At 31.7% G+C, this 20,938-nt stretch carries 15 protein-coding genes and 1 riboswitch; of the genes, 1 reads left to right on the top strand and 14 read right to left on the bottom strand.

Annotated features, from left to right (window positions below; all coding sequences use genetic code 11):
- Positions 1-36: 36 nt before the first annotated feature.
- From NON08_RS06360 to NON08_RS06305, 12 genes are all read right to left on the bottom strand, one after another.
- Positions 37-2,388, bottom strand: a complete 2,352-nt coding sequence (locus NON08_RS06360; protein WP_256690604.1) for a TIM-barrel domain-containing protein — start codon at positions 2,386-2,388, stop codon at positions 37-39.
- Between the two features lie 58 nt (positions 2,389-2,446).
- The gene (locus NON08_RS06355; protein WP_256690603.1) at positions 2,447-3,745 is read right to left on the bottom strand and encodes a TRAP transporter large permease; all 1,299 of its coding nucleotides are present in this window, start codon (positions 3,743-3,745) and stop codon (positions 2,447-2,449) included.
- Positions 3,745-4,227: a TRAP transporter small permease gene (locus tag NON08_RS06350; protein ID WP_256690602.1), complete on the bottom strand. Its 483-nt coding sequence runs from the start codon at positions 4,225-4,227 to the stop codon at positions 3,745-3,747. Before NON08_RS06350 ends, NON08_RS06355 begins: the two co-directional genes overlap by 1 nt.
- Positions 4,228-4,239: 12 nt before the next feature.
- A complete protein-coding gene (locus NON08_RS06345) occupies positions 4,240-5,214 on the bottom strand; it encodes a TRAP transporter substrate-binding protein (protein ID WP_256690601.1) in 975 nt (324 codons plus the stop codon).
- Positions 5,215-5,242: 28 nt separating this feature from the next.
- Complete coding sequence (locus NON08_RS06340; RefSeq protein WP_256690600.1) at positions 5,243-6,847, bottom strand: mannitol dehydrogenase family protein; 1,605 nt, start codon at positions 6,845-6,847, stop codon at positions 5,243-5,245.
- 27 nt (positions 6,848-6,874) lie between these two features.
- A complete protein-coding gene (gene uxuA, locus NON08_RS06335) occupies positions 6,875-7,921 on the bottom strand; it encodes a mannonate dehydratase (RefSeq protein ID WP_256690599.1) in 1,047 nt (348 codons plus the stop codon).
- Between the two features lie 28 nt (positions 7,922-7,949).
- Positions 7,950-9,353 (bottom strand): glucuronate isomerase, encoded by a 1,404-nt coding sequence (gene uxaC / locus NON08_RS06330; protein ID WP_256690598.1) that lies wholly within the window; start codon positions 9,351-9,353, stop codon positions 7,950-7,952.
- 185 nt (positions 9,354-9,538) lie between these two features.
- Positions 9,539-10,234, bottom strand: a complete 696-nt coding sequence (locus NON08_RS06325; protein WP_256690597.1) for a GntR family transcriptional regulator — start codon at positions 10,232-10,234, stop codon at positions 9,539-9,541.
- Between the two features lie 70 nt (positions 10,235-10,304).
- Positions 10,305-11,171 carry an ROK family protein gene (locus NON08_RS06320; RefSeq protein WP_256690596.1) on the bottom strand — a complete coding sequence of 289 codons (867 nt, stop codon included), beginning with the start codon at positions 11,169-11,171 and terminating at the stop codon, positions 10,305-10,307.
- On the bottom strand, positions 11,168-12,793 hold the full coding sequence (locus tag NON08_RS06315) for an FAD-binding protein (RefSeq protein ID WP_256690595.1): 1,626 nt from the start codon (positions 12,791-12,793) through the stop codon (positions 11,168-11,170). Before NON08_RS06315 ends, NON08_RS06320 begins: the two co-directional genes overlap by 4 nt.
- A 70-nt stretch (positions 12,794-12,863) precedes the next feature.
- Complete coding sequence (locus NON08_RS06310) at positions 12,864-13,739, bottom strand: N-acetylneuraminate lyase (protein WP_256690594.1); 876 nt, start codon at positions 13,737-13,739, stop codon at positions 12,864-12,866.
- Between the two features lie 118 nt (positions 13,740-13,857).
- Positions 13,858-14,850 (bottom strand): LacI family DNA-binding transcriptional regulator, encoded by a 993-nt coding sequence (locus tag NON08_RS06305; RefSeq protein WP_256690593.1) that lies wholly within the window; start codon positions 14,848-14,850, stop codon positions 13,858-13,860.
- Positions 14,851-15,023: 173 nt separating this feature from the next.
- Between NON08_RS06305 and NON08_RS06300 the strand changes: the two genes are divergently transcribed.
- The gene (locus NON08_RS06300) at positions 15,024-16,613 is read left to right on the top strand and encodes a sodium:solute symporter (RefSeq protein WP_256690592.1); all 1,590 of its coding nucleotides are present in this window, start codon (positions 15,024-15,026) and stop codon (positions 16,611-16,613) included.
- 57 nt (positions 16,614-16,670) lie between these two features.
- On the opposite strand, the gene mgtA is transcribed toward NON08_RS06300, so the two are convergent.
- Together mgtA and NON08_RS06290 are read right to left on the bottom strand one after the other, a co-directional pair.
- Positions 16,671-19,316, bottom strand: a complete 2,646-nt coding sequence (mgtA, locus tag NON08_RS06295) for a magnesium-translocating P-type ATPase (protein WP_256690591.1) — start codon at positions 19,314-19,316, stop codon at positions 16,671-16,673.
- A gap of 248 nt (positions 19,317-19,564) precedes the next feature.
- Positions 19,565-19,724, bottom strand: a riboswitch (M-box (ykoK) riboswitch).
- A 62-nt stretch (positions 19,725-19,786) separates the two neighbouring features.
- Positions 19,787-20,935: a mannitol-1-phosphate 5-dehydrogenase gene (locus tag NON08_RS06290; protein ID WP_256690590.1), complete on the bottom strand. Its 1,149-nt coding sequence runs from the start codon at positions 20,933-20,935 to the stop codon at positions 19,787-19,789.
- Positions 20,936-20,938 lie beyond the last annotated feature (3 nt).

Genomic DNA, 20,938 nt, shown 5'->3' with positions numbered 1-20,938 from the left:
AAAAGGGGTAGTATCTTAAAGATACTACCCTTATTTTTATTTTATTATTTTTCTATTTTTAGAATCTACTACATAGATCTCATAGTTATCTTGAATAAATGCTTGATCTCCATCTTTTTCAATGTTTATTTTTACAGTATCTTCTTGTGTTTCTACTCTAACTGTTACTTTTGCACAGTTTCCTGTCTTGTAACTTTGAGTTAATCCATCATCTTCAAAAGATGTGAATTCTGATACTCCAGTAGTTTCATTTGCATAGATGATAAAGGCTCTCTTATCTTGATCCTTTGTTTCAAAGCTATAGTCATCAGTATCATTTATAGGTATAATTGCTCCCTCTCTTATAAATAGTGGGAATGTACCTAACTCCACTTCAACCTCTATAGTTTGTCCACCTTTATAAAGCTTGTTAGTGTTGTAATCATACCATGAGTTTCCTTCTGGTAAGTACACTTTTCTTACTTTTTCTCCCTCTGTAACCACTGTTGCTACTAACATATCGTCACCTAATAAGAACTCATCATTTTCATTAAATGTATTTCTGTCGTTTTCGTAGTTATAGAAAGTTGGCTTCATTATTGGAGTTCCCTCTGTGTGAGCTCTATATAGTAAGTTATATATGTAAGGAGTTATCTTTCTTCTAAAGTCCATAGCCTTTTTTATCTCAGCTAAAACTTCTGGATACATCCATGGTACATTAACTGACTTATCATCGTTCCATGAGTGAATTGTAAATCTTGGATAGAAAATTCCATTTTGTACCCATCTTACAAATAGCTCAGGTGTTGGTGCTGGACCTGAGAATCCTCCAACGTCATGTCCTAAGTTATAAACTCCTGAAAGTGCTAAACTTATTGCCATGTAATTATTATATCTCAATGTTTTCCACTCTGTTCTGTTATCTCCAGACCATGTTTGAACATACTTTTGCATCCCTGGACATCCTGCTCTTGAGATTAGGTAAGGTCTCATGTTACCATCAAACTCTTTTTGAGCTTCAAAAGATGATTTCATCATAAGTAAAGTTTGAATAGGTCTTATTAACTCTATGTCTAACCCCTCTCCAAATCCATTACATCTAGCTTTTGGATCCCAAATCTCATACTCATTATTATCGTTCCAAGTTGAATCTATTCCTAATTCTAAAAGCTTCTCTTTTACATTCTCTTTCCACCAGTTAACAGCATCTTTATTTGTAAAGTCTATGTAAGCTCCATTGTCATCCCAGAATTGAACTAACTCAGGCTCATCACTATTTCTCTCTTTTACAAATAGTCCTTTCTCTTTCATTTCAGCAAATTTTGGATGGTCATGTAAAAATGCTGGTTTTATGTTTGCACAAAGTCTAACTCCATTTGCGTGGTAGTTATTTGTGAACTCTTTTACATCTGGGAACTTCTCATTATTCCAGTTAAATACATATCTCTTGTCTCCAATAGAAGTATATCCTGAAGATAGTTGGAATGAATCACATGGAATCTCATGCTTTTTACAATCATCTAAGAAGTTATTTAAAAGTTTTTGTGACTCTGGTAAATCTGTGTAAGTCATAGTTGATCCTGAATAACCAATACTCCACTTAGGTGAGAATATAGTTTTTCCAGTTAACCAAGAGAATCTCTCTGTTACATCTTTTACTTGTGGTCCAGCGATAACATAATAGTCTAAATCCCCATCTTTAGCTTCAAAATATCTGTATAATCCGTGGTAGTTATCTAGCTCTGTTCCCATCTCAAAAGTAACTGTTGAGAAGTTATCATAGAATAATCCAAATGAGTATTTAGTCTTTGGATTTCTAGTTATATAAAATGGTATATGCTTGTATAATGGATCACTATACTCAGCATCATAACCCATTGGATCTAGGTTTTTCATTCTCATTCTTCTAAAGTGTTTATTTAATTTTCCACTTTTCTCTCCAAATCCAAAGTATTGCTCCTTTAAATCTCTCTCTAAGTAGTGGTATATGTTTTCATCCCAATATCCAAAGTTATAAGCTTGAGTTTTTCTATCTTGAGCTATCTTTACCCACTCATTTTCTGATTTTCCAAACCAAGTCATCTTCATACCATTAAGGTCTACAATAACTTTTAAAAGCTCAGTTGAAATAGTTACTGTTCCTTCAGCTTCTACAATTTCAAATTGAGGTAGTTGGAATACAGAGTGATCAAATCTATCTCTTCCCTCTATTGGAAAGTCCTCCATTCCAGGTGTTACAGTCCAAGTTTTTCCAAGCTTTAATTTACCCTCTTTTAAAAATGTTACTTTAAAGATATCTTTTTCTAAAATTGAAAGTTTCACTTCTAAGTTTAACTCTTTTGAAGCAAATGTTACTATATTTTCTCTATTGTCTATTTTTTCAAATAGATAATTTAATTTTATTCCCATAATATACTTATGAGGGTAAATTTACTTTACCCTCACCCTCCTTATTTATACAATCTTTTTATATTAACTTAAATAGTTTTGGTAATCCTAAACTTATCCACGGAATATACGTTATCATTAAAAGAGTTATAATTAAACCTATAAAGAACGGTATTAATTCTTTTATTACCTCTTCAATTTTAACCTTGGCTATTCCACACCCTATAAATAAAACACTTCCCACTGGTGGAGTACATATTCCAATACATAGGTTTGATACTAACATTATACCAAAGTGTACTGGGTGTAGTCCTAATTTTGTTGCAATTGGTAAAAATATCGGTGTAAATATTAAGATTGCTGGTGTTAAATCCATAAATGTTCCAGTTATTAATAAAATAACATTCATTAATAGTAGGATTATTATTTTGTTATCTGATAATCCTAAAATAGCGTTTGTTATGAATTGAGGTATAGTTGAAAACGCCATTGCCCAAGACATGATGCTTGATGCACCTATTAGAAACATTATTATTCCAGTCATTTTTATAGTATCTTTAAAAATTGTTTGCATATGTTCAAAAGTTAAGCTTTTATAAACTACAACTGATAGAAACAGTGTATAAACTACTGATATTGCAGATGCCTCTGTTGCAGTGAATATTCCAGCTATTATTCCACCAATTACTATAACTATTAATAGTAAACTTGGAATTGCATCTAATATAACTTTTGTAGCTTCTCCAAATGAAACTTTTCCTTCAACTGGATAGTTATTCTTTTTAGCTATAAAGTAAGCTATTATCATAACACTAAGTCCCATAAGTATTCCAGGTACATATCCTGCTACGAATAGAGCTCCTATTGATGTTCCTCCACTAACTAGTGAGAAAACAATTAGAGATCCACTTGGTGGAATAAGTAATCCTGTTGGAGATGACGCTATATTTACTGCTGCTGAGAATTTTGGATCATATCCCTCTTTTTTCTGTAGAGGATCTAATGTTCCTCCAATAGCTGCTGCTGCCGCTACTGCTGATCCAGATATTGATCCAAATAACATATTTCCTAAAACGTTAACCTGAGCAAGTGATCCTGGTAGTCTTCCTCCAAGTAACTTTGCAAAGTTAACTAGCTTTATTGCTATTCCTCCTGTGTTCATTATACTTCCTGAAAGGATGAAAAATGGTATTGCCAGTAGTGTGAAACTGTCCATTCCAGTTATCATCTTTTGAGCTGAAGCTATAACTGCCACATCAAAAGGAAGATTAATAAGTATTGTTAAAAAAGAAGCCAGTCCAATTCCAATAGATATAGGTGTTCCTATTGCTAATAGAATGAAAAAACTTATAAATAAAACGCTTACCGTTAGAGCCATTATTTATTTCCCTCCTTTAACATACCTTTTAATTCAACTATGTCTATTAACATATATAATAAATTGATTATTCCTGATATAGGAAGTATTGAGTAGACAACTCCCATAGGAATCTGTAGTGATGGTGATAACTGTCCCATTGTGTTCAGTGAAAGTTGCCCTCCACCAATTACTTGAACTAGCAGTATGAAGATTAAAACAATTACTGAAATTAACATCTGTAACTTTGTTATCTTCTCCTTTGGTAGTTTACTTACAAGAAGATCTATTGATAGGTGAGCTTTTACTCCAAAAGCGTAAGTAGCTCCTAATAATCCTATCCAAATTAAACTAAATCTTGAAAATTCATCTGTAAATGTACTTGGATTATTTAATACATATCTTGATATAACTTGCCAAGTAACTGCTAAAACTAGCAACGTTAAAACTAATGAAGAAAATAAAATTATTATTTGATTTATTCTATTTCTTAAGCTTTCCATTATTAGCCCCCTTTATTTTGTATCCCTAATAGAATTGATTAATCTTGCCATTGTCTCATTTTTCATCAACTCATCATACATAGGTTTAACTTTCTCTTGAAATGGCTTTTTATCTGGATACACAAACTTTACATTCATCTCTTTAGCCTGCTCTATTTGTATTTTTTCCATTTCATCCCATAGAGCCACTTGATATTCAAAAGCTTCTTCTGCTGATTCTTTGAAGATTTTCTTTTGCTCATCATTTAACTTTTTCCAAGTAGAGTTACTAATAAAGAAAACGTCTGGTACAATTGTATGCTCATCATATGAATAAAACTTTGAAACCTCTCCATGTCTATCTGTTGTTATAGCTGAGATGTTATTTTCAGCTCCATCTACAACTCTTTGTTGTAATGCTGTATATAATTCACCATAAGATAGAGGAGTGGCAGTCCCACCTAAGTACTCAACCATTTTAATAGCTGTGTTACTTGGCTGAACTCTTATTTTTAATCCTTTTAAATCATCAGGTGATTCAATAGGTTTTGAACCGTAGAAGTTTCTAGTTCCTGCTGTAAAGTAACCTAATCCTACGAATCCACTTTTTTCAGTCATCCCTAAGAACTCATCTCCCACAGGACTTTTTAAAACTCTTAAGAAGTGCTCATAGCTGTTAAATAGGTATGGCATTGAAAATATAGCATACTCTTTAACGAATCCCTCTATTGGAGAAGCACTGGCTTTAGTCATATCTATAGCCCCTGCTTGCATCAATTCAATTAACTCTCTCTCCTGACCTAACTGACCATTTGGAAATATTTGAATCTTTACCTCTCCATTTGTTTTTGTTTCCACTAGTTCAATAAACTTTAGCATTCCTTTATGAACTGGATGTGTCTCACTTAAACCGTGAGCTAATTTTAAATTTAAATCCCCACTGCTTTCATTTTTATTGCAACCCAAGAATGTAAAAAGTGTGGCAATTAAAAAAATTATTTTTTTCATATCTTTTGCTCCCCATAAATTTTAATTTTTATTTTGTTTCTAAATATTTATGTAAAGTATTTCTTACTGCATCCTCCCCAGATAGCATTTCTACAAAATAATTTTCTACTAATTCTGAAAGACCAATCTCCTCTAAATTAACTCCAAAGATTCTCTCATTTGTAAGTACATTTTTTAATTGCCCTTTATAACTTTCAGGTTTTCCAAACTCAATTCCTGCTAGCTCCTTTTTAAGCATCTCTAACATCGGGTCATTACTAATTGATCTCTCTAATCCCTTATCATCCACTCCTAAAAGGTATCTAAACCATCCTGCTAATACAAGTGGAATATATTTTAACGATTTAACATCTAAGTTCTCATCAGCCACATATGACTTTATAGTCTCTCCAAATCTGATAGCTATCTTTTGAGATGTATCTGTAGCTATTCTTTCTGGTTGATCTGGAATATATGGATTTAGGAATCTCTCATCTATAACCTCATCTATAAAGGCCTTTGGATCGATTATCTTTGGACTTTCAACAACTTTTAAAGCCTCGTTATAACCAACCTCTTTTATTAATCTGTTTAAATCCTCATCACTTGCAGCATCATAAACTGATTTTTTATTTAGAATACATCCAAATATTGCAAGTGTTGTATGTAATGGGTTTAAACATGTAGTTACTTTCATTTTCTCTGTTTTCTCAACAGTTTCTCTATCTGTTAAGAACACTCCAGCTGCCTCTAAGTTTGGTCTTCCATTAGGGAATTTATCCTCAACTATAAAGTACTCTGGTATTTCAGCGTTAACAAAAGGAGCCACAAAGCTGTTTCTATTTGTAATAACTGGTGACATATCCTCAAATCCTAACTTCTCTAAAGAGATCTTTACCTCTTCAGCTGGTCTTGGAGTGATTTTATCTATCATAGTTACAGGGTAAGAAACTTTAGACTCATCTTTTAAATATGCTAAGAAAGCATCCTCAACATATCCATTAGTGTTCCAAGCTGTAGCTATTTCTAAAACAGCCTCTCTTATTTTATCCCCGTTTCCAGAACAGTTATCCATACTAACTAAACTTATTGGTGTTCCATTAGTTTTGAATCTTGAATAAAGTAGTTTTGTAATTAAAGCCATTACATGTTTTGGAGAAGTAAATCCATTTTTGAAATCCTCTAAGATAACTCCAAAGTAGTTTCCTGAAGGATCCTTTAAGTTATATCCTTTTTCAGTTATTGTAAAACTGATCATCTGAAGTGAATCTTTTTTTACAATCTCCTCTAAAGTATTGAAGTTTTCGTCAGTAGCTTTTATCGACTCAACGATACTACCTATGATCTCATTTTGGAAATCCCCATTTTTATTTAACGTTGTTAAAATCGTTAAGTTATCAAATGGTGTGTAAGCCTTATCTATAATCTCTGTATCAAACCCCTCAGCTACAATAATCCCTGTATTCTCTAGATCTTTTTCAATTAAAACTTGTTGCACTTTCCCCATGTATGCTCTAAAGATATTTCCAGCACCAAAGTGTAACCACTTTGGTGTTTTTAAAGTCTCCTCTTTTACCTTTTCAATATCATATTTTGGTACTATTACCCCTAATGAACCATCTATGTTTTTTATATCCTTTAAGTTTAATTTCATCTTGCTATCTCCTTTTGTTACTAACTGTTACTTTAACTTAGAAAGAGTTTCCCAGATTCCTGTTATATAACTTGCTCCTAAAGCTCTATCATATAATCCGTATCCTGGCTTTCCTGTTTCTCCCCAAATCATTCTTCCGTGATCTGGTCTTAAGTATCCATCAAAGTTGTTTTTATGAAGTGCTGCCATAATCTTAACTATATCTAATGATCCACACCCTGAGTAGTGAGCTGACTCTTCAAAGCTTACTCCATCCTCAAGAAGTTTTACGTTTCTTACATGCATAAAGTGAATTCTTCCCATTGCACTGTACTTGTCTACTAATTTCTCCATATTGTTGAAGTTAGCACATCCTAATGATCCTGTACAAAGAGTTAATCCGTTGTACTTGCTATCAACTAGACTTAAGAATCTATCAACATTTTCTTCACATGTTATGATTCTTGGAAGTCCAAAGATTGGCCAAGGTGGATCGTCCGGGTGAATAGCCATTTTTACATCAGCCTCTTCAGCTACTGGAATAATCTCTTTTAAGAAATACTCTAAATTAGCCCAAAGTCCCTCTTGTCCTATACTTTTATATCCTGCAAATAGCTCTGCTAATTGCTCTTTTGTGTAGCTTGAATCCCATCCTGGAAGTGATAGGTTGCTGTTTAATGGATCTAATGCATCCACTTGGTCCTTGTAGTAAACAAGTGCTGTTGACCCATCCTCTAACTCTTTATCTAACTGTGATCTTGTCCAGTCAAATACAGGCATGAAGTTGTAACATATAACTTTAACTCCTGCAGCTCCTAAATTTCTTATGTTCTGCTTGTAGTTTGCTATATACTCATCTCTTTTTCCAATACCTAATTTTATATCTTCATGTACTGGTACACTCTCTATAACATCAAATTTTAGTCCAGCTTTTTCAACTGTCTCCTTTAAAGCTAATATCTTATCCATTGGCCAAACATCTCCAACTGGAACATCATATATAGCTGTTACAATACTATCCATTGTTGGAATCTGCTTTATATATTCCAGTTTTACTGGATCAGATTCTCCATACCATCTAAATGATAATTTCACTTTCTCCTCCTTAAAATATCTATATTAATTAAATTTCTAACTTAAAGTAGTTCTTTGCATTGATGAAACATATCTCTTCAATCATCGCTTTTAAAATCTCCTCATCATATGGAACCTCTCCATCCTCTACCCAAGTTCCCACTAAGTTACAAAGTATTCTTCTGAAGTACTCATGTCTTGTGTAAGATAGGAAACTTCTAGAGTCTGTAAGCATTCCCACAAATCTTCTTAAAAGTCCCAGTTGAGATAGAGCTGTCATTTGACGAATCATTCCATCCTTTTGGTCGTTAAACCACCATCCAGATCCAAACTGAATCTTTCCTGGAGTATCACTATTTTGGAAGTTACCAATCATTGTTCCAAGAACTTCGTTGTCCTTTGGATTTAAACAGTAAAGAATTGTTTTTGGAAGTTCTCCATTCTTATCTAAGCTGTTTAACACTTTTGATAAAACCTCTCCATAGTTATTATCTGCTATTGAATCAAAACCAACATCTGCACCTAGTTTTTTAAACATTCTTTCGTTGTTATTTCTAAGAGCACCCATGTGCAGTTGCATTCCTAAATCATTTTTGTAGTAGATCTTTCCAAGTGCTAAGAAGATCTCAGTTTTATATGTATCTGCTTCCTCTTTTGTTAAAACCTCTCCTGCTAATCTCTTAGCGAAGATCTTCTCTATCTTATTCTCAGTGTCTCTTCTATAAAAAGGTGCCTCTAAACTGTGATCAGTTACAACACAACCATTTTCAACGAAGAACTGCACTCTACTTTCTAAAACTTCTACTAGTTTTTTGAAAGAATCTATCTTTTCATTTGAAACAGTTTCTAATTTTTCTAACCAGATTAAGTAATCATCTTTTTCTAAATAGATAGCTTTATCAGGTCTAAAAGTTGGTAAAACTTTTACTTTAAAGTTCTCATCTTTTAAAATCTCTTGGTGGAACTCTAATGTATCAGCAGGATCATCTGTTGTACAAAGTGCTTTTACATTTGATCTTTCAATAAGTCTTTTAGCTGTAAACTCACTTGTTTTTAAAAGCTCATTAGCTTTGTTCCAGATGCTCTCAGCAGTCTTTCTATTTAATACCTCTTCTATTCCAAAGAATCTCTTAAGCTCTAAATGAGACCAGTGAAAAAGTGGGTTTCCATAAGCGTATTCCATAGTTTCTGCAAAAGCTAAGAACTTCTCATAGTCAGTTGCATCTCCTGTAATGTATTTTTCATCCACACCATTTGATCTCATAGCTCTCCACTTGTAGTGATCACCATAAAGCCAAATTTGTGTTATATTTTCATAGCTTTTATTCTCAGCTATCTCCTTTGGATTAAGGTGACAGTGATAATCGAATATTGGCATTTTCTCTGCGTATTCATACAGTTTTTTACTCACATCATTTTTTAATAAAAAATCTGAATCCATAAATTTTCTCATAGAAACTCCTTTTTAAAACTATCTTTGTATTAGTTGTATGCAAGTATGATAACCAATCTTTCACATTTTGTCAACATTTTTTTTCGTTCTATTTTAGAACTATATTGTTCATTTTTAAATAAAAAGCACTTGAAACATAGTGTTCGAACCATACTTCAAGTGCTTATCTTATATTATCTTTAATTTTATTTGTTACAAAAATATTCTGGGTACTTAGCTTCATATTTTTTTATCACATCTTTATAGTTTAAAAGATGCTTTTCTATTAAATTACCTATATTCTCATTGTTTACGTTTTTTATTGAATCAACTATTTTTATATGTTGATTTAGTGTAGCTTCAATATTTGTTTTTTCTAGAGCATCTAAAAGTCTAAGTCTATCATAGTGAGTAGATAATCTTTTTATAGCTTTCCAACTATTCTTTTTATTGTAGTGATCAAATAAGATATAGTGGAACTCATTATCTAAAGTAAAGAACTCATGTAGATCTCCATCAAAATTCAAAATTATCTTTTGATATTCAATATTTTTTTCCAATTTCATTACCAGTTCATCTATATTTTCATCTTGACAAGCCATTTTTAAAATTCTCTCCTCGCAAGTTTCTCTCACAAAAATAGCTTCCTCAACTAGGTTTAGGTTTATCTTAGAAACAAAAGAACCTCTCTGTGGAAAAACTTCTAATAACTTTTCTTCCACTAGCTGAACTATTGCCTCTCTAAGTGGAGTTCTACTCACATTTAACATTTTACTTAACTCTATCTCCCCTATAGATTCCCCTGGCTTTAAATTTAGATTCATTATATTCTCTCTTAATACTCTATAGATATACTGTCTAGTGTTTTCTTTAGAATTTTTACTTACCCCTTGTAATCTCATCCTTTTCTCTCCTGTCGTTGTTTGATATTTATATTATAACAGCAATTTAAAAGAATGTATACTAGTCATACTAAATTTTTAAAGCTAAAGCTATACCACCTAACAGTCCAGCATTATCTCCAAGCTTAGGACTAACAATATATTCATCTATATTTTCTAAAATTTCTTTAGTTTGAACATAATTATTTAATATCTCTTTTATATTTTTTCTAATCAAAGGGAATAATTGCAGTTGTTTCATTACTCCTCCTCCAAGAACTATTTTCTCTGGTGAAACTATCAAGATATAGTTTACAAGAGCTTGAGCTATATAGTATGCTTCTAATTCCCAAGCTTTATGGTCAACTGGAAGTTCATAAGCCTTTGTTCCCCATCTCTCCTCAATAGCTGGTCCAGATGCCAATCCTTCAAAACAATCCTTGTGAAATGGACATTTTCCTTCATATATATCCTCTGGATGTCTTTTAACAATAATATGTCCCATCTCAGGGTGAAGCATTCCATGGACTAACTTTCCAGAAACTAATGCTCCCCCTCCTATCCCAGTTCCAACAGTTAAATAAAGACAGTTTTTCAATCCTTTTGCTGCTCCCCAAGTAGCTTCTCCCAGTGCAGCTCCATTTACATCTGTATCAAAAGCTAGAGGAACATTTAAATTTTTTTGTAACTCTCCAATTAAGTTAAAATCGCTCCAATATTTTTTAGGAGTTTTAGTTATGTATCCATAAGTCTCAGAATTTGGATTTGGATCAATAGGTCCAAACGAACCTACTCCAATGGCTTCAACTCCTTTATCTTTAAAAAAATCATAAACTTTTTGTAAAGTAATCTCAGGTGTTTCAGTAGAAAAACTAACTCTTTCTAAAACACTCCCATTTTCATCGGCAATTCCACATACAAATTTTGTTCCTCCAGCCTCAATCGCTCCTAATTTCATAGATACTCCTTTTCTACTTTAAATTTATTATTTAATCTTGATACTATAACTCTATATGTTTTACTATCTCTTTTTGGAAAATCCTCTCTATAATGAGCTCCTCGACTCTCTTTTCTCATTTTCATAGAGTTTAATAGTAATTTTGCGCTCTCTATTTTTAAATAAAGTTCTATAGAATTTGGCTTTATATTTTTTAATTTTTCCAATCCTTCATCTAAACTTTTTTCCTCTCGTTTTATTCCACCATGTAAAGTCATAATTTTTTTTAACTCTAAAATATTTTTTTCGTTCTCTTTTAAAGATGATGTATTTTTATTATCTTTTAAAATTTCATTTTTCCAACTTATAAACTCATCTATAAGATCTTCAGTTAAGATTGTTTCGTTAGGAAGATTTGCAATATATTCCCAAGCTTTTAATGCTGCTCTATTTCCAAAAACAAGGGCTCCACCAACAGAATTTCCTCCTAATCTATTTGCACCTTCCACACTAGAAGAAAGCTCACCTATAGCAAATAATCCTTTTACACCAGTCTCTCCACAGTCAGTCACCATAACTCCGCCATTGCATCCATGTGCAAATGGAGCTATGACAATTTTATCTCTACACATATCTATATTTAAGCTATCTTTTAGCCAACTAAGGTAAACTGTATAAAACTCTCCCTTATCTTCATAGAGATCCTTATGAAATTTCAATTCTACACCTTCACTACCTTCACCAATGGCTTTTATCATAGCCAAATCAATTTCAAAACTTTTAAAATCACAGCTAAAAGGAGCATAAGAACTTCTCTCCAACCAATAATCTTTTTTGTCACTGTCTATTCCAGGGTATATAAGCTTACCATTTAAGTCATACATCCCTAAAACGTATTTTGCTGTATGTTCTCCGTATAATGTATTATATTTAGGGCTTATAAACGCTGGTATAAACTGTATAAACTCCATATTTACAACCTTAGCTCCAGCATCTAAAGCAACTATATGTCCTGTACCATCCACATCAGTTGGATATAAGTTATGTTTATAAAGTCCTGCAACTCCACCAGTCGCCATTATAATAGCTTTTGTTCTCACTAGAAAAAACTCTTCTTCACCATTTTGGAAAATAACGCCTTTAACAGCACCATCTCTTTGTAAAATTTTAACAATTTTACATTCCTCTTTTATTGTTATATTTTCAATGGAATCAAATATCTTCTTTCCATTGTCTCTAGCTTTATCCCAGTTGTTTATTAAGTATATGTCTCTAGGATATTTAGCAAAGCAAGCTGGTCTATTATCTCCTCTTAACCAAGGTTCAAAACCAATCTCTTTTAAATAATCTATGCTTTTTCTAATATTTTTTATATACCCTTGAACCATATGTGGATTATCCATTCTTAATCCAACCCTGGCTATATCTTCATAGAATAATTTCTCATCTTTTTGAAAAGAAGCTGTTGCTTGTATACCCAAAGTTCCCTTTAGAGGGAAGAAACTAGCACCACCTCCAAATTTAGAGCTCGACACTAACATTACATCTAATCCTTGATCAGAAGCTTTTTTAGCTGCTACTAATCCACCAATACCACTTCCCACAATGATTATATCTTTATCTTCTAAAACTTTTATCCCCATTTAAACACCCCACTTACAATTAAATATCTCTATGAAAAAGAGAGAGTTTTACCTCTCTCTCAGAATATTCTTATAGATAATTTTTATAGATCTCTTTTGCTCTTTCAACTTTTTCAGCAGGTAATTTTCCTAAAGGTTCTTTACAGTATCCTGCATCTACTCCTTGACACTTTAAAATCTCTTTTAAAGTTTGGAATAATCCATTTCCTAAAACAGCTTCAATCATATTATTTGCTTGTCTTTGTAACTCTCTTGCCTCATCAATTTTTCCCTCTTTAGCTAAAGTAAAGATCTTCTTAGCATTAGCACCGTTTACATTGTATGTACTTCCTATTGCACCATCAACATTTAAAACTGTTGCAGATAGTAACATCTCATCAAATCCTGAGTATAATAATTTATCAGGGAAAGCATGTCTTAATCTCTCCATTAAATAGAAGTTTCCTTCTGTAAACTTAACTCCAATAATATTCTTATTCTCAAATAATTCTGCAAATTGATCTACGCTCATACTAACTCCTGTTAAAAGAGAGATTGAATAAACGATCATTTTATTGTTAGTTTCATTAACTATTGTATTGTAGTAATTTTTTATCTCTTCAAAAGTAAACTTATAGTAGAATGGTGTTACTGCAGAAAGAGCATCATATCCTAAATCTGTTGCGTATTTTCCTAATTCCACAGCTTCTTTTAAATCAAGTGATCCAACTTGAGCGATCATTGCTACTTGCCCTTTACATTCGTCCATCGCTATTTGAAAAATTCTTTTTTTATCTTCAATTGGTAACATGAAGTTCTCTCCTGTTGATCCACCTACGTATAATCCATCAACTTTCATGTTATCGATATTATGTCTTACTGTTTCTCTAATTCCCTTTTCATTAATATTTCCGTTCTCATCAAAAGCTACAAGTAATGCTGAAAAAATCCCTTTTAAATTATCCATTTTCTTTACTCTCCTTTTTCTATTCTTGCATTTTTCATATTTTCAGAACATATGAACGCGCGAACATTTTTATTTGAGTTTAGAATAATCCATTTTTTTTCAAATGTCAACCTTTTTTTTATTTTATGAGAGATTTAAATGCAACAACTGGATTTATAAAAGTATGTTCTATGGATTTTCTATTTTTATATAGAGATTCAAACATAGTTTTCCCAGCAATATAGCTTATTGTAGAAAACTGCTCATTTATAGAGGCATACATAATCTCCTCTTTTACGTAATTATTTATTTTTGGATTTCCTGCTATTCCCACTATTTTATATTTTTTTTCTTTTGTTAAAATTTCTAAATTTTTATCTATTAATTCCAAAGTATATCTATTGGAAAAAATCCCTTTTATACTGTCATCTAAATACTCCTCTAAAAAATTATCTAATTGGAGAATATTTTTTCTAACTTCAACAACTCTCAGTTGATTCCTTGGAATTGATATTGCTAGCCCTTTGTAATACTCCTCTACAGAAACCTTATCTCCAGGAAACTTCAATACTAAAACTTTTTCATCCTCTCTTAAAATTCCTCTAAATATATCTCCTGCAACCTGTCCACTATTATGGTAGTTTGCTCCCACATGTGCCACTGTTTCACATAAAAAGTTATCTAAAGATAAAAATTTTACTTTTTCATTACTTTGTACTCTTTTTAAAATTTCAGTTTTTATTAGAGGAGTTATAATAATACCCGCCACATCTTTTCTCTCTAAAACTTGATCTAACTCTTTAAGTTGATTTTCAGGTTCATTTATAGATGTTTCTATCACTTTTATTTTATAACCAAATCCTTTGTATTCTTCCTCTATCTCTTTCAATCCCTTTTTTAACTCATCACTATAATAGTTGATCACAGATTTTAAAAGAAAGGCATAAACTATCTTTTCATTTTTAGTGGCTAAGGTACTACTGATATAATTTTTTTCATACCCATGCTTTTCAATGATTTCTAATATTTTTTCACGTGTTATTTTTTTCACACTTTTTTCATTGTTTAAAACCCTCGAAACAGTTGCTCTACTCACGCCTGCTAATCTTGCAATATCTTCTTGTTTAAGCACAACTAACCTCCTGCTGTTTATTTTATCTATTATATTATAATTGATTTTTCAACTTTGTAAAATAAAAATATAGTTGTAATATTCAAAAAAAAAACTTGACAAAACAGTACAATAGGTTTATTATCGAACCATAAAAAGATTTATGAACGCGCGAACAAATTTAGGAGGTTGTTATGGCTTGGCATTGGTTTAACTGGCTTGTTTTAGCTTTTTACTTTTTAGCAATGGTTGGAATTGGGGTATACTTTTCTAAAAAAAATAATTCAACTGAAGATTACTTTACTGCAAGTGGAAGAATTCCATCGTGGGTAACAGCATGTAGTATATATGCTACTGCTCTTTCTTCGATATCATTCATAGCGATTCCCGCATCGGTTTTTAAAGAGGGTGCTATAATGGGAATGGCTCCTCTTGGTATTATTTTAATGGTTATATGGGCAGCAATTGTTTTTGTTCCATTTTTTAGGACTGTAAATGTTACAACTGCTTATGAATATTTAGGAAGAAGATTTGATAATGGTTTTAGATGGGTTGGTAGTTTATCTTTCATTCTTTTCCATTTAATTAGAATGGCTGTTGTTCTTTATCTTCCAACACTGGCTTTAAAAGAGGCTTTACCATCTATTAATCCAACTTTACTTCTGGGGATAGTATCGTTTTTATGTGTTGTATATACATCTATGGGTGGTATAGAGGCTGTTGTTTGGTCTGACGCTATTCAAACAATTATCTTACTACTTGGAGCTTTTTTAATTATAATTATCGGTTACAATGCTACTCCTGGTGGTCTATCTGTAGCTTTTGAAACTCTTGTTAAAGATGGAAAAACTATTCCTGATTCAGCATTAAAACTGTCTTTTACAGGAACTACTTTTGTGGGTATCTTATTTGGAGGATTCTTTAACGCTATCTATTCATATGTTGGTTCTCAAGATATCGTTCAAAGATACAATACAACTAAAAATGATCATGAAGCTAAAAAAAGTTTATTTATGAATGTACCTTTATTATGTATAAGTGTTTTAATTTTCTGTGGTATGGGAACTGCACTTTATCTATTCTTTAAATTTAAAGTAGCTCTACCATCTAATATAAATGGAAATGCTCTATTACCTTATTTTGTTATAAACTACATTCCAGTTGGTTTCTCAGGAATTATACTAGCAGCTATCTTTGCTGCAGCTCAATCAACTGTTTCATCTAGCTTAAACTCTCTATCTACTTGTGTTACTTCTGATATTATCGCTCCTTTAAAAAAGGGATTAACAGATAAAGATAAGTTAAATATAGCTAAAGGGGTTAGCTGGGGAGCTGGTCTATTAAGTACAATTTTAGCTATTAGATTTTTACAAAGTGGTCAAGGGGATATGTTCTTATACTTCCAAGCTATTACAGGGTTATTAGGTGGACCAATTGCTGGATTATTCTTAATTGGTATCTTCAGTAAAAGAATTGACAATAGAGCTGCTTGGATTGGATTTATTATCTCTGTTGCTGTTGCTGTTTATATTGGAAATCCTGCTGGGTTATTAACTAAATTTATTCCTGGTTATACAAAACCTGCTGTATTTGAGCTTTTAATCTCTTTAATTATTATGTTAGCTTGTATCATTCCAGCTTGGATTGCATCATTTGTTTTAGGTAAAGCTAAAGAGGAAAATATTGCAGGGCTTACATATTTCACTTTAAAAGATGAGATTATTAGAAAAGAGAAAAAAGAGTCTAATGAATATAAAAAAAGTTTTCATAAAGTTATAAGTTAAAATTGCTATATTTTTCAGTGAGCTCATAAATCTCATGAGCTCACTTTTTAATTTTATTTATAATAACTCTTTATATCTCTTTATAAACTTTATTTTTAACACTGAAACTAGAGATATATATGAAACTATCGTAATAAATAAAAATATAAAATAGTAGTAAGGTAAAGTTGTCATTCCTAACTTATCTCCTAAAAATGTAAATGGAATAACTGTTCCTATCCCAATTCCTAAAGTAGTCAAAAGCATAACTTGCCAAGATGGTCTATGCTTTAAAAATGATACTTTAGATGTTCTTATTAAATATATAACAAGAGTTTGAGACCACAGAGATTCAATAAACCAAGCTGTATTGAAAATAGAGATAAATCTCTCTTGTCCTAAAGCATCTAAAGCATGGAAATTTCCTTTTAAAATATATGGCCCTATTATAAAATACATAATTGCATATGTTGTTATATCAAAGATCGAGCTACTAGGACCTATCCAAAGCATAAAGTTCTTAATAGATGATGCATCCCATTTCTTAGGACTCTTTATAAACTCTTCATCTACATTATCCCAAGGGATAGCAACACAAGAGATATCATATATTAAATTTAGCATTAAAATCTGAATTGGAAACATTGGTAAAAATGGTAAAAAAGCACTTGCAACTAACATTGAAAACATATTTCCAAAGTTTGAACTTGCTGTCATTTTTATATATTTAATTATATTTCCATATATCTTTCTTCCCTCAATTATTCCATCTTCTAATACCATTAAACTTTTTTCCAAAAGTATTATATCAGCCGACTCTTTTGCAATATCCACAGCAGTATCCACTGATATTCCAACGTCAGCTTCTTTCATTGCTGAGGCATCATTAATTCCATCTCCCATAAATCCAACTGTATGACCATTCTCTTTAAGTGTCTTTACTATCAATGTCTTTTGACTTGGAGACAACTTTGCAAAGATGCTATTATTTTCTACAGCTTTTTTTAGCTCAGTTGTAGATAACCCCACTAGCTGAGAGCCTAAAAGTATTCCATTATTCTCTAAACCAACTTTAGAGCAGATATATGATGTCACTGCATCATTGTCACCAGTTAAAATTTTAACATTGACATTGTGATTAAGAAGTGATTTAATAGCCTCTTTTGTACTAGGTTTAGGAGGATCTAAAAATGCTAAATATCCTATGAAAATCATGTCGTTTTCATCACTTAGCGAGCATTCTTTTTTATTCATCATCTTTTTAGAAACACCTATAATTCTTAGCCCTTGGTTATTAAATTTTTTAACTTCCTCTATTATTTCACTCTCTATATCCTCAGTTAAAGGAACTATATCATTGCCTTGTTGAATAAAGCTTGAAATGTTTATCATCTCTTCAACAGCGCCTTTTGTCACCAATTCAATCTCTTTTTCATTTTCAATTAGAACACTCATTTTTCTACGATTGAAATCAAAAGGTATCTCATCTATTTTTTTACAATTTTCTATCAACACTTTTATATCTTTTTCGTTGGCATGATTTATTATGGCAACATCTATAAGATTTTTTAATCCTGTTTGATAGAAACTATTTAAAAATGCATATTTTAAAACATTTTTATCCTCTTTTCCAAAAGTATTTAAATATCTTTCAAGAACAATCTCATCTTGAGTTAAAGTTCCTGTTTTATCTGTACATAAGATATCCATTGCACCTAGATCTTGGATAGCATTTAGATTTTTTACAATAACTTTTTGCTTAGCCATTTTTCTAGCACCTTTAGCCAAGTTTGCAGAAACAATCATAGGTAGCATCTCAGGCGTCAACCCAACTGCTATGGATAAAGCAAATAAAAATGCTTCAAACCAATCCCCTTTTACAACTCCATTTATTAAAAAGATAAAAGGTACCATAAAAAGCATGAAAGTCACAAGTAGTTTAGAAACAGAATTCACTCCTTTTTCAAAACTTGTCACTCCTTTTTTATGGTTTAAATCTTTTGCTAAATTTCCTAATATTGTTCCATCTCCAACAGTTACAACTATCCCTTTAGCAGATCCACTAACTACATTGCTTCCCATAAAAATTAGGTTTTTTGATTCCAAGGGAGATTGACTCTCACTAGAATCAAATATAAATTTTTCCACTGGTTCACTCTCTCCAGTTAAAGAGGATTGACTTATAAATAGATCCTTTGCTTGAAACAGTCTTATATCTGCTGGAATGATATCTCCTGCTTTTAAAGTTATTAGATCTCCCACTACTATCTCATCCACAGGTATCTCTTTTGATATATCTCCTCTTGTTATAAGTGCTGTTGTTTCAATTAGTTCATTTAATTTTTCAACAGCACTATCTGAACGAGATTCTTGAATAAATCTTAAAAGACCACTTGTTATAACCATAGTTGAGATTATTATAACTCCTGTAAAATCCTGTTCTCCTGGATTAGCTAAAACAACTTCAGTAAAAAATGAAACTCCAGCTAAAACAAAAAGTATAACTGTAAATGGGTTGATAAATGACAAAATAAATTTTTTTATCAGTGACTCTTTCTTTTGTTCTGACAATTTATTTTTACCAAAAATCTCTCTCATAGGTATAACCGATTCCTCATTTAAACCTGATATACCTGTTTTTAATTTCTTAAAAATATCTTCAATATTTTCCTTCATAGCCCAGCTCAACATATTTTGAGCATTTAGTGTTTTTAGTGTTTTCATTTTAAATTCCTCCTCATAATTTGATTTTTTTCAAATGAGAAGTACCTAAATTTTTCAATGCTAAAAATAGAATAGATCTTTTTTCATAAGAGAGTTTAAATCTATTCTGGAATAATATTTTAAATAATGGGTACTTCTCTTACTACTCTGGACCTCGCCTTCCATTTTTACACCTCCAAATTTTAAAATTTAAAATAAAAAAACCTTATTACTCAAACAGTAATAAGGTAAATAACAAAATAGTCTTTTACATTAGTCACCGTTTGAGCTTTAGCTTCATAGGGCGATGAAATTACATTATTCTATGCCTTGTTTTTCGACATAGACTGTTAACCAACTCATAGTGTCTCCACTATTTCGCGGCAGTAACCCTTATCCCTATGGTAGCCTCACCTACCGATTTCTTTATCTGACTTGATATTACTATATTAAAACTCTTTTGTCAATTTTTTTATTTTCTCTTTATTTATCTATATCATGTTGTAATGATAAGAAACTCTATCTTCAAGTCCATAACTATTTTCTAACCCTGATATCTTTTTAAAAGTTTCCTTTATTCCTAACTCATTGATCATCCCATTTAACTCTAAAGCCTGAGGATCGTTTTCATTTTGATACTTCATCGCTGCAGCTATCCCCTTTACTAAACTCTCATTCTTCAACTCATAATCTAGCGTTCCTCTAAGTGGCTTTATCAGTCTATCATTAAAACTTAATTTTCTAAGAGGTTCTCTTCCAACTCTAAATACTTCATCCTTTAAGTGTGGGTTCTCAAATCTAGTAAGTATCTTATTGATATACTTTTCATGAACATCCTTTTCAAAGTTATATCTTTTTATTAAAACCTCCCCACTCTCTTTCATTGCATCTATCACAACCTCTCTAATATCAGGGTTTTCAATACTCTCTTTCACTGTATTATGTCCATTTAATACTCCAAGATAAGCAGTTATAGCGTGCCCTGTATTTAGAGTAAATAGCTTTCTTTCAACAAAAGCCATAAGGTTATTTGTTAGCTCCATTCCCTCAATTTTAGGAATCTCCCCTTTAAAAGCAGCTTGCTGCACTATCCACTCTCTAAACTCCTCAACCTTAACATCTAAGATATTCTCTTTACTATCCATTGGAGGAACTATTCTATCTACAGCAGAGTTAGGAAATCCCACATACTTTTTCATATAACCATCCACTATTTCTTTTGATAGATATTTCTCTATCTCCTCTTTTAAAAATGATGTTCCATTTATCATATTTTCACACGCTATTATATTCAGGTACTCATTTATTCCAGCTGCCTCTCTAGCCTCTATTCCCTTAGCTAAAGTCTTAGCAATTATCTTTAAAACATTTGGTCCAACAGCAGTTGTTATAAGTTCTGACTCTTTTATTTTTTCAATTATCTCATCACCATTTGACATAACACCTAAAACATTTTTCACTTTTACAACTTTCCTATTAGCTCCAACAATCTCAACATTATACTCATGATTTTTATTTAACTCATCTATAATATCCTTTACTACATCTGCAAAACATACCTCATATCCACTTTGAGATAGTATCTTTCCAATAAATCCTCTACCAATATTTCCTGCTCCAAACTGTATCGCTTTTTTCATCTC

It is taken from the genome of Cetobacterium sp. NK01 (assembly GCF_024506395.1).
Taxonomy (GTDB): domain Bacteria; phylum Fusobacteriota; class Fusobacteriia; order Fusobacteriales; family Fusobacteriaceae; genus Cetobacterium_A; species Cetobacterium_A somerae_A.
This window is presented reverse-complemented; position numbering and strand designations above follow the sequence as displayed.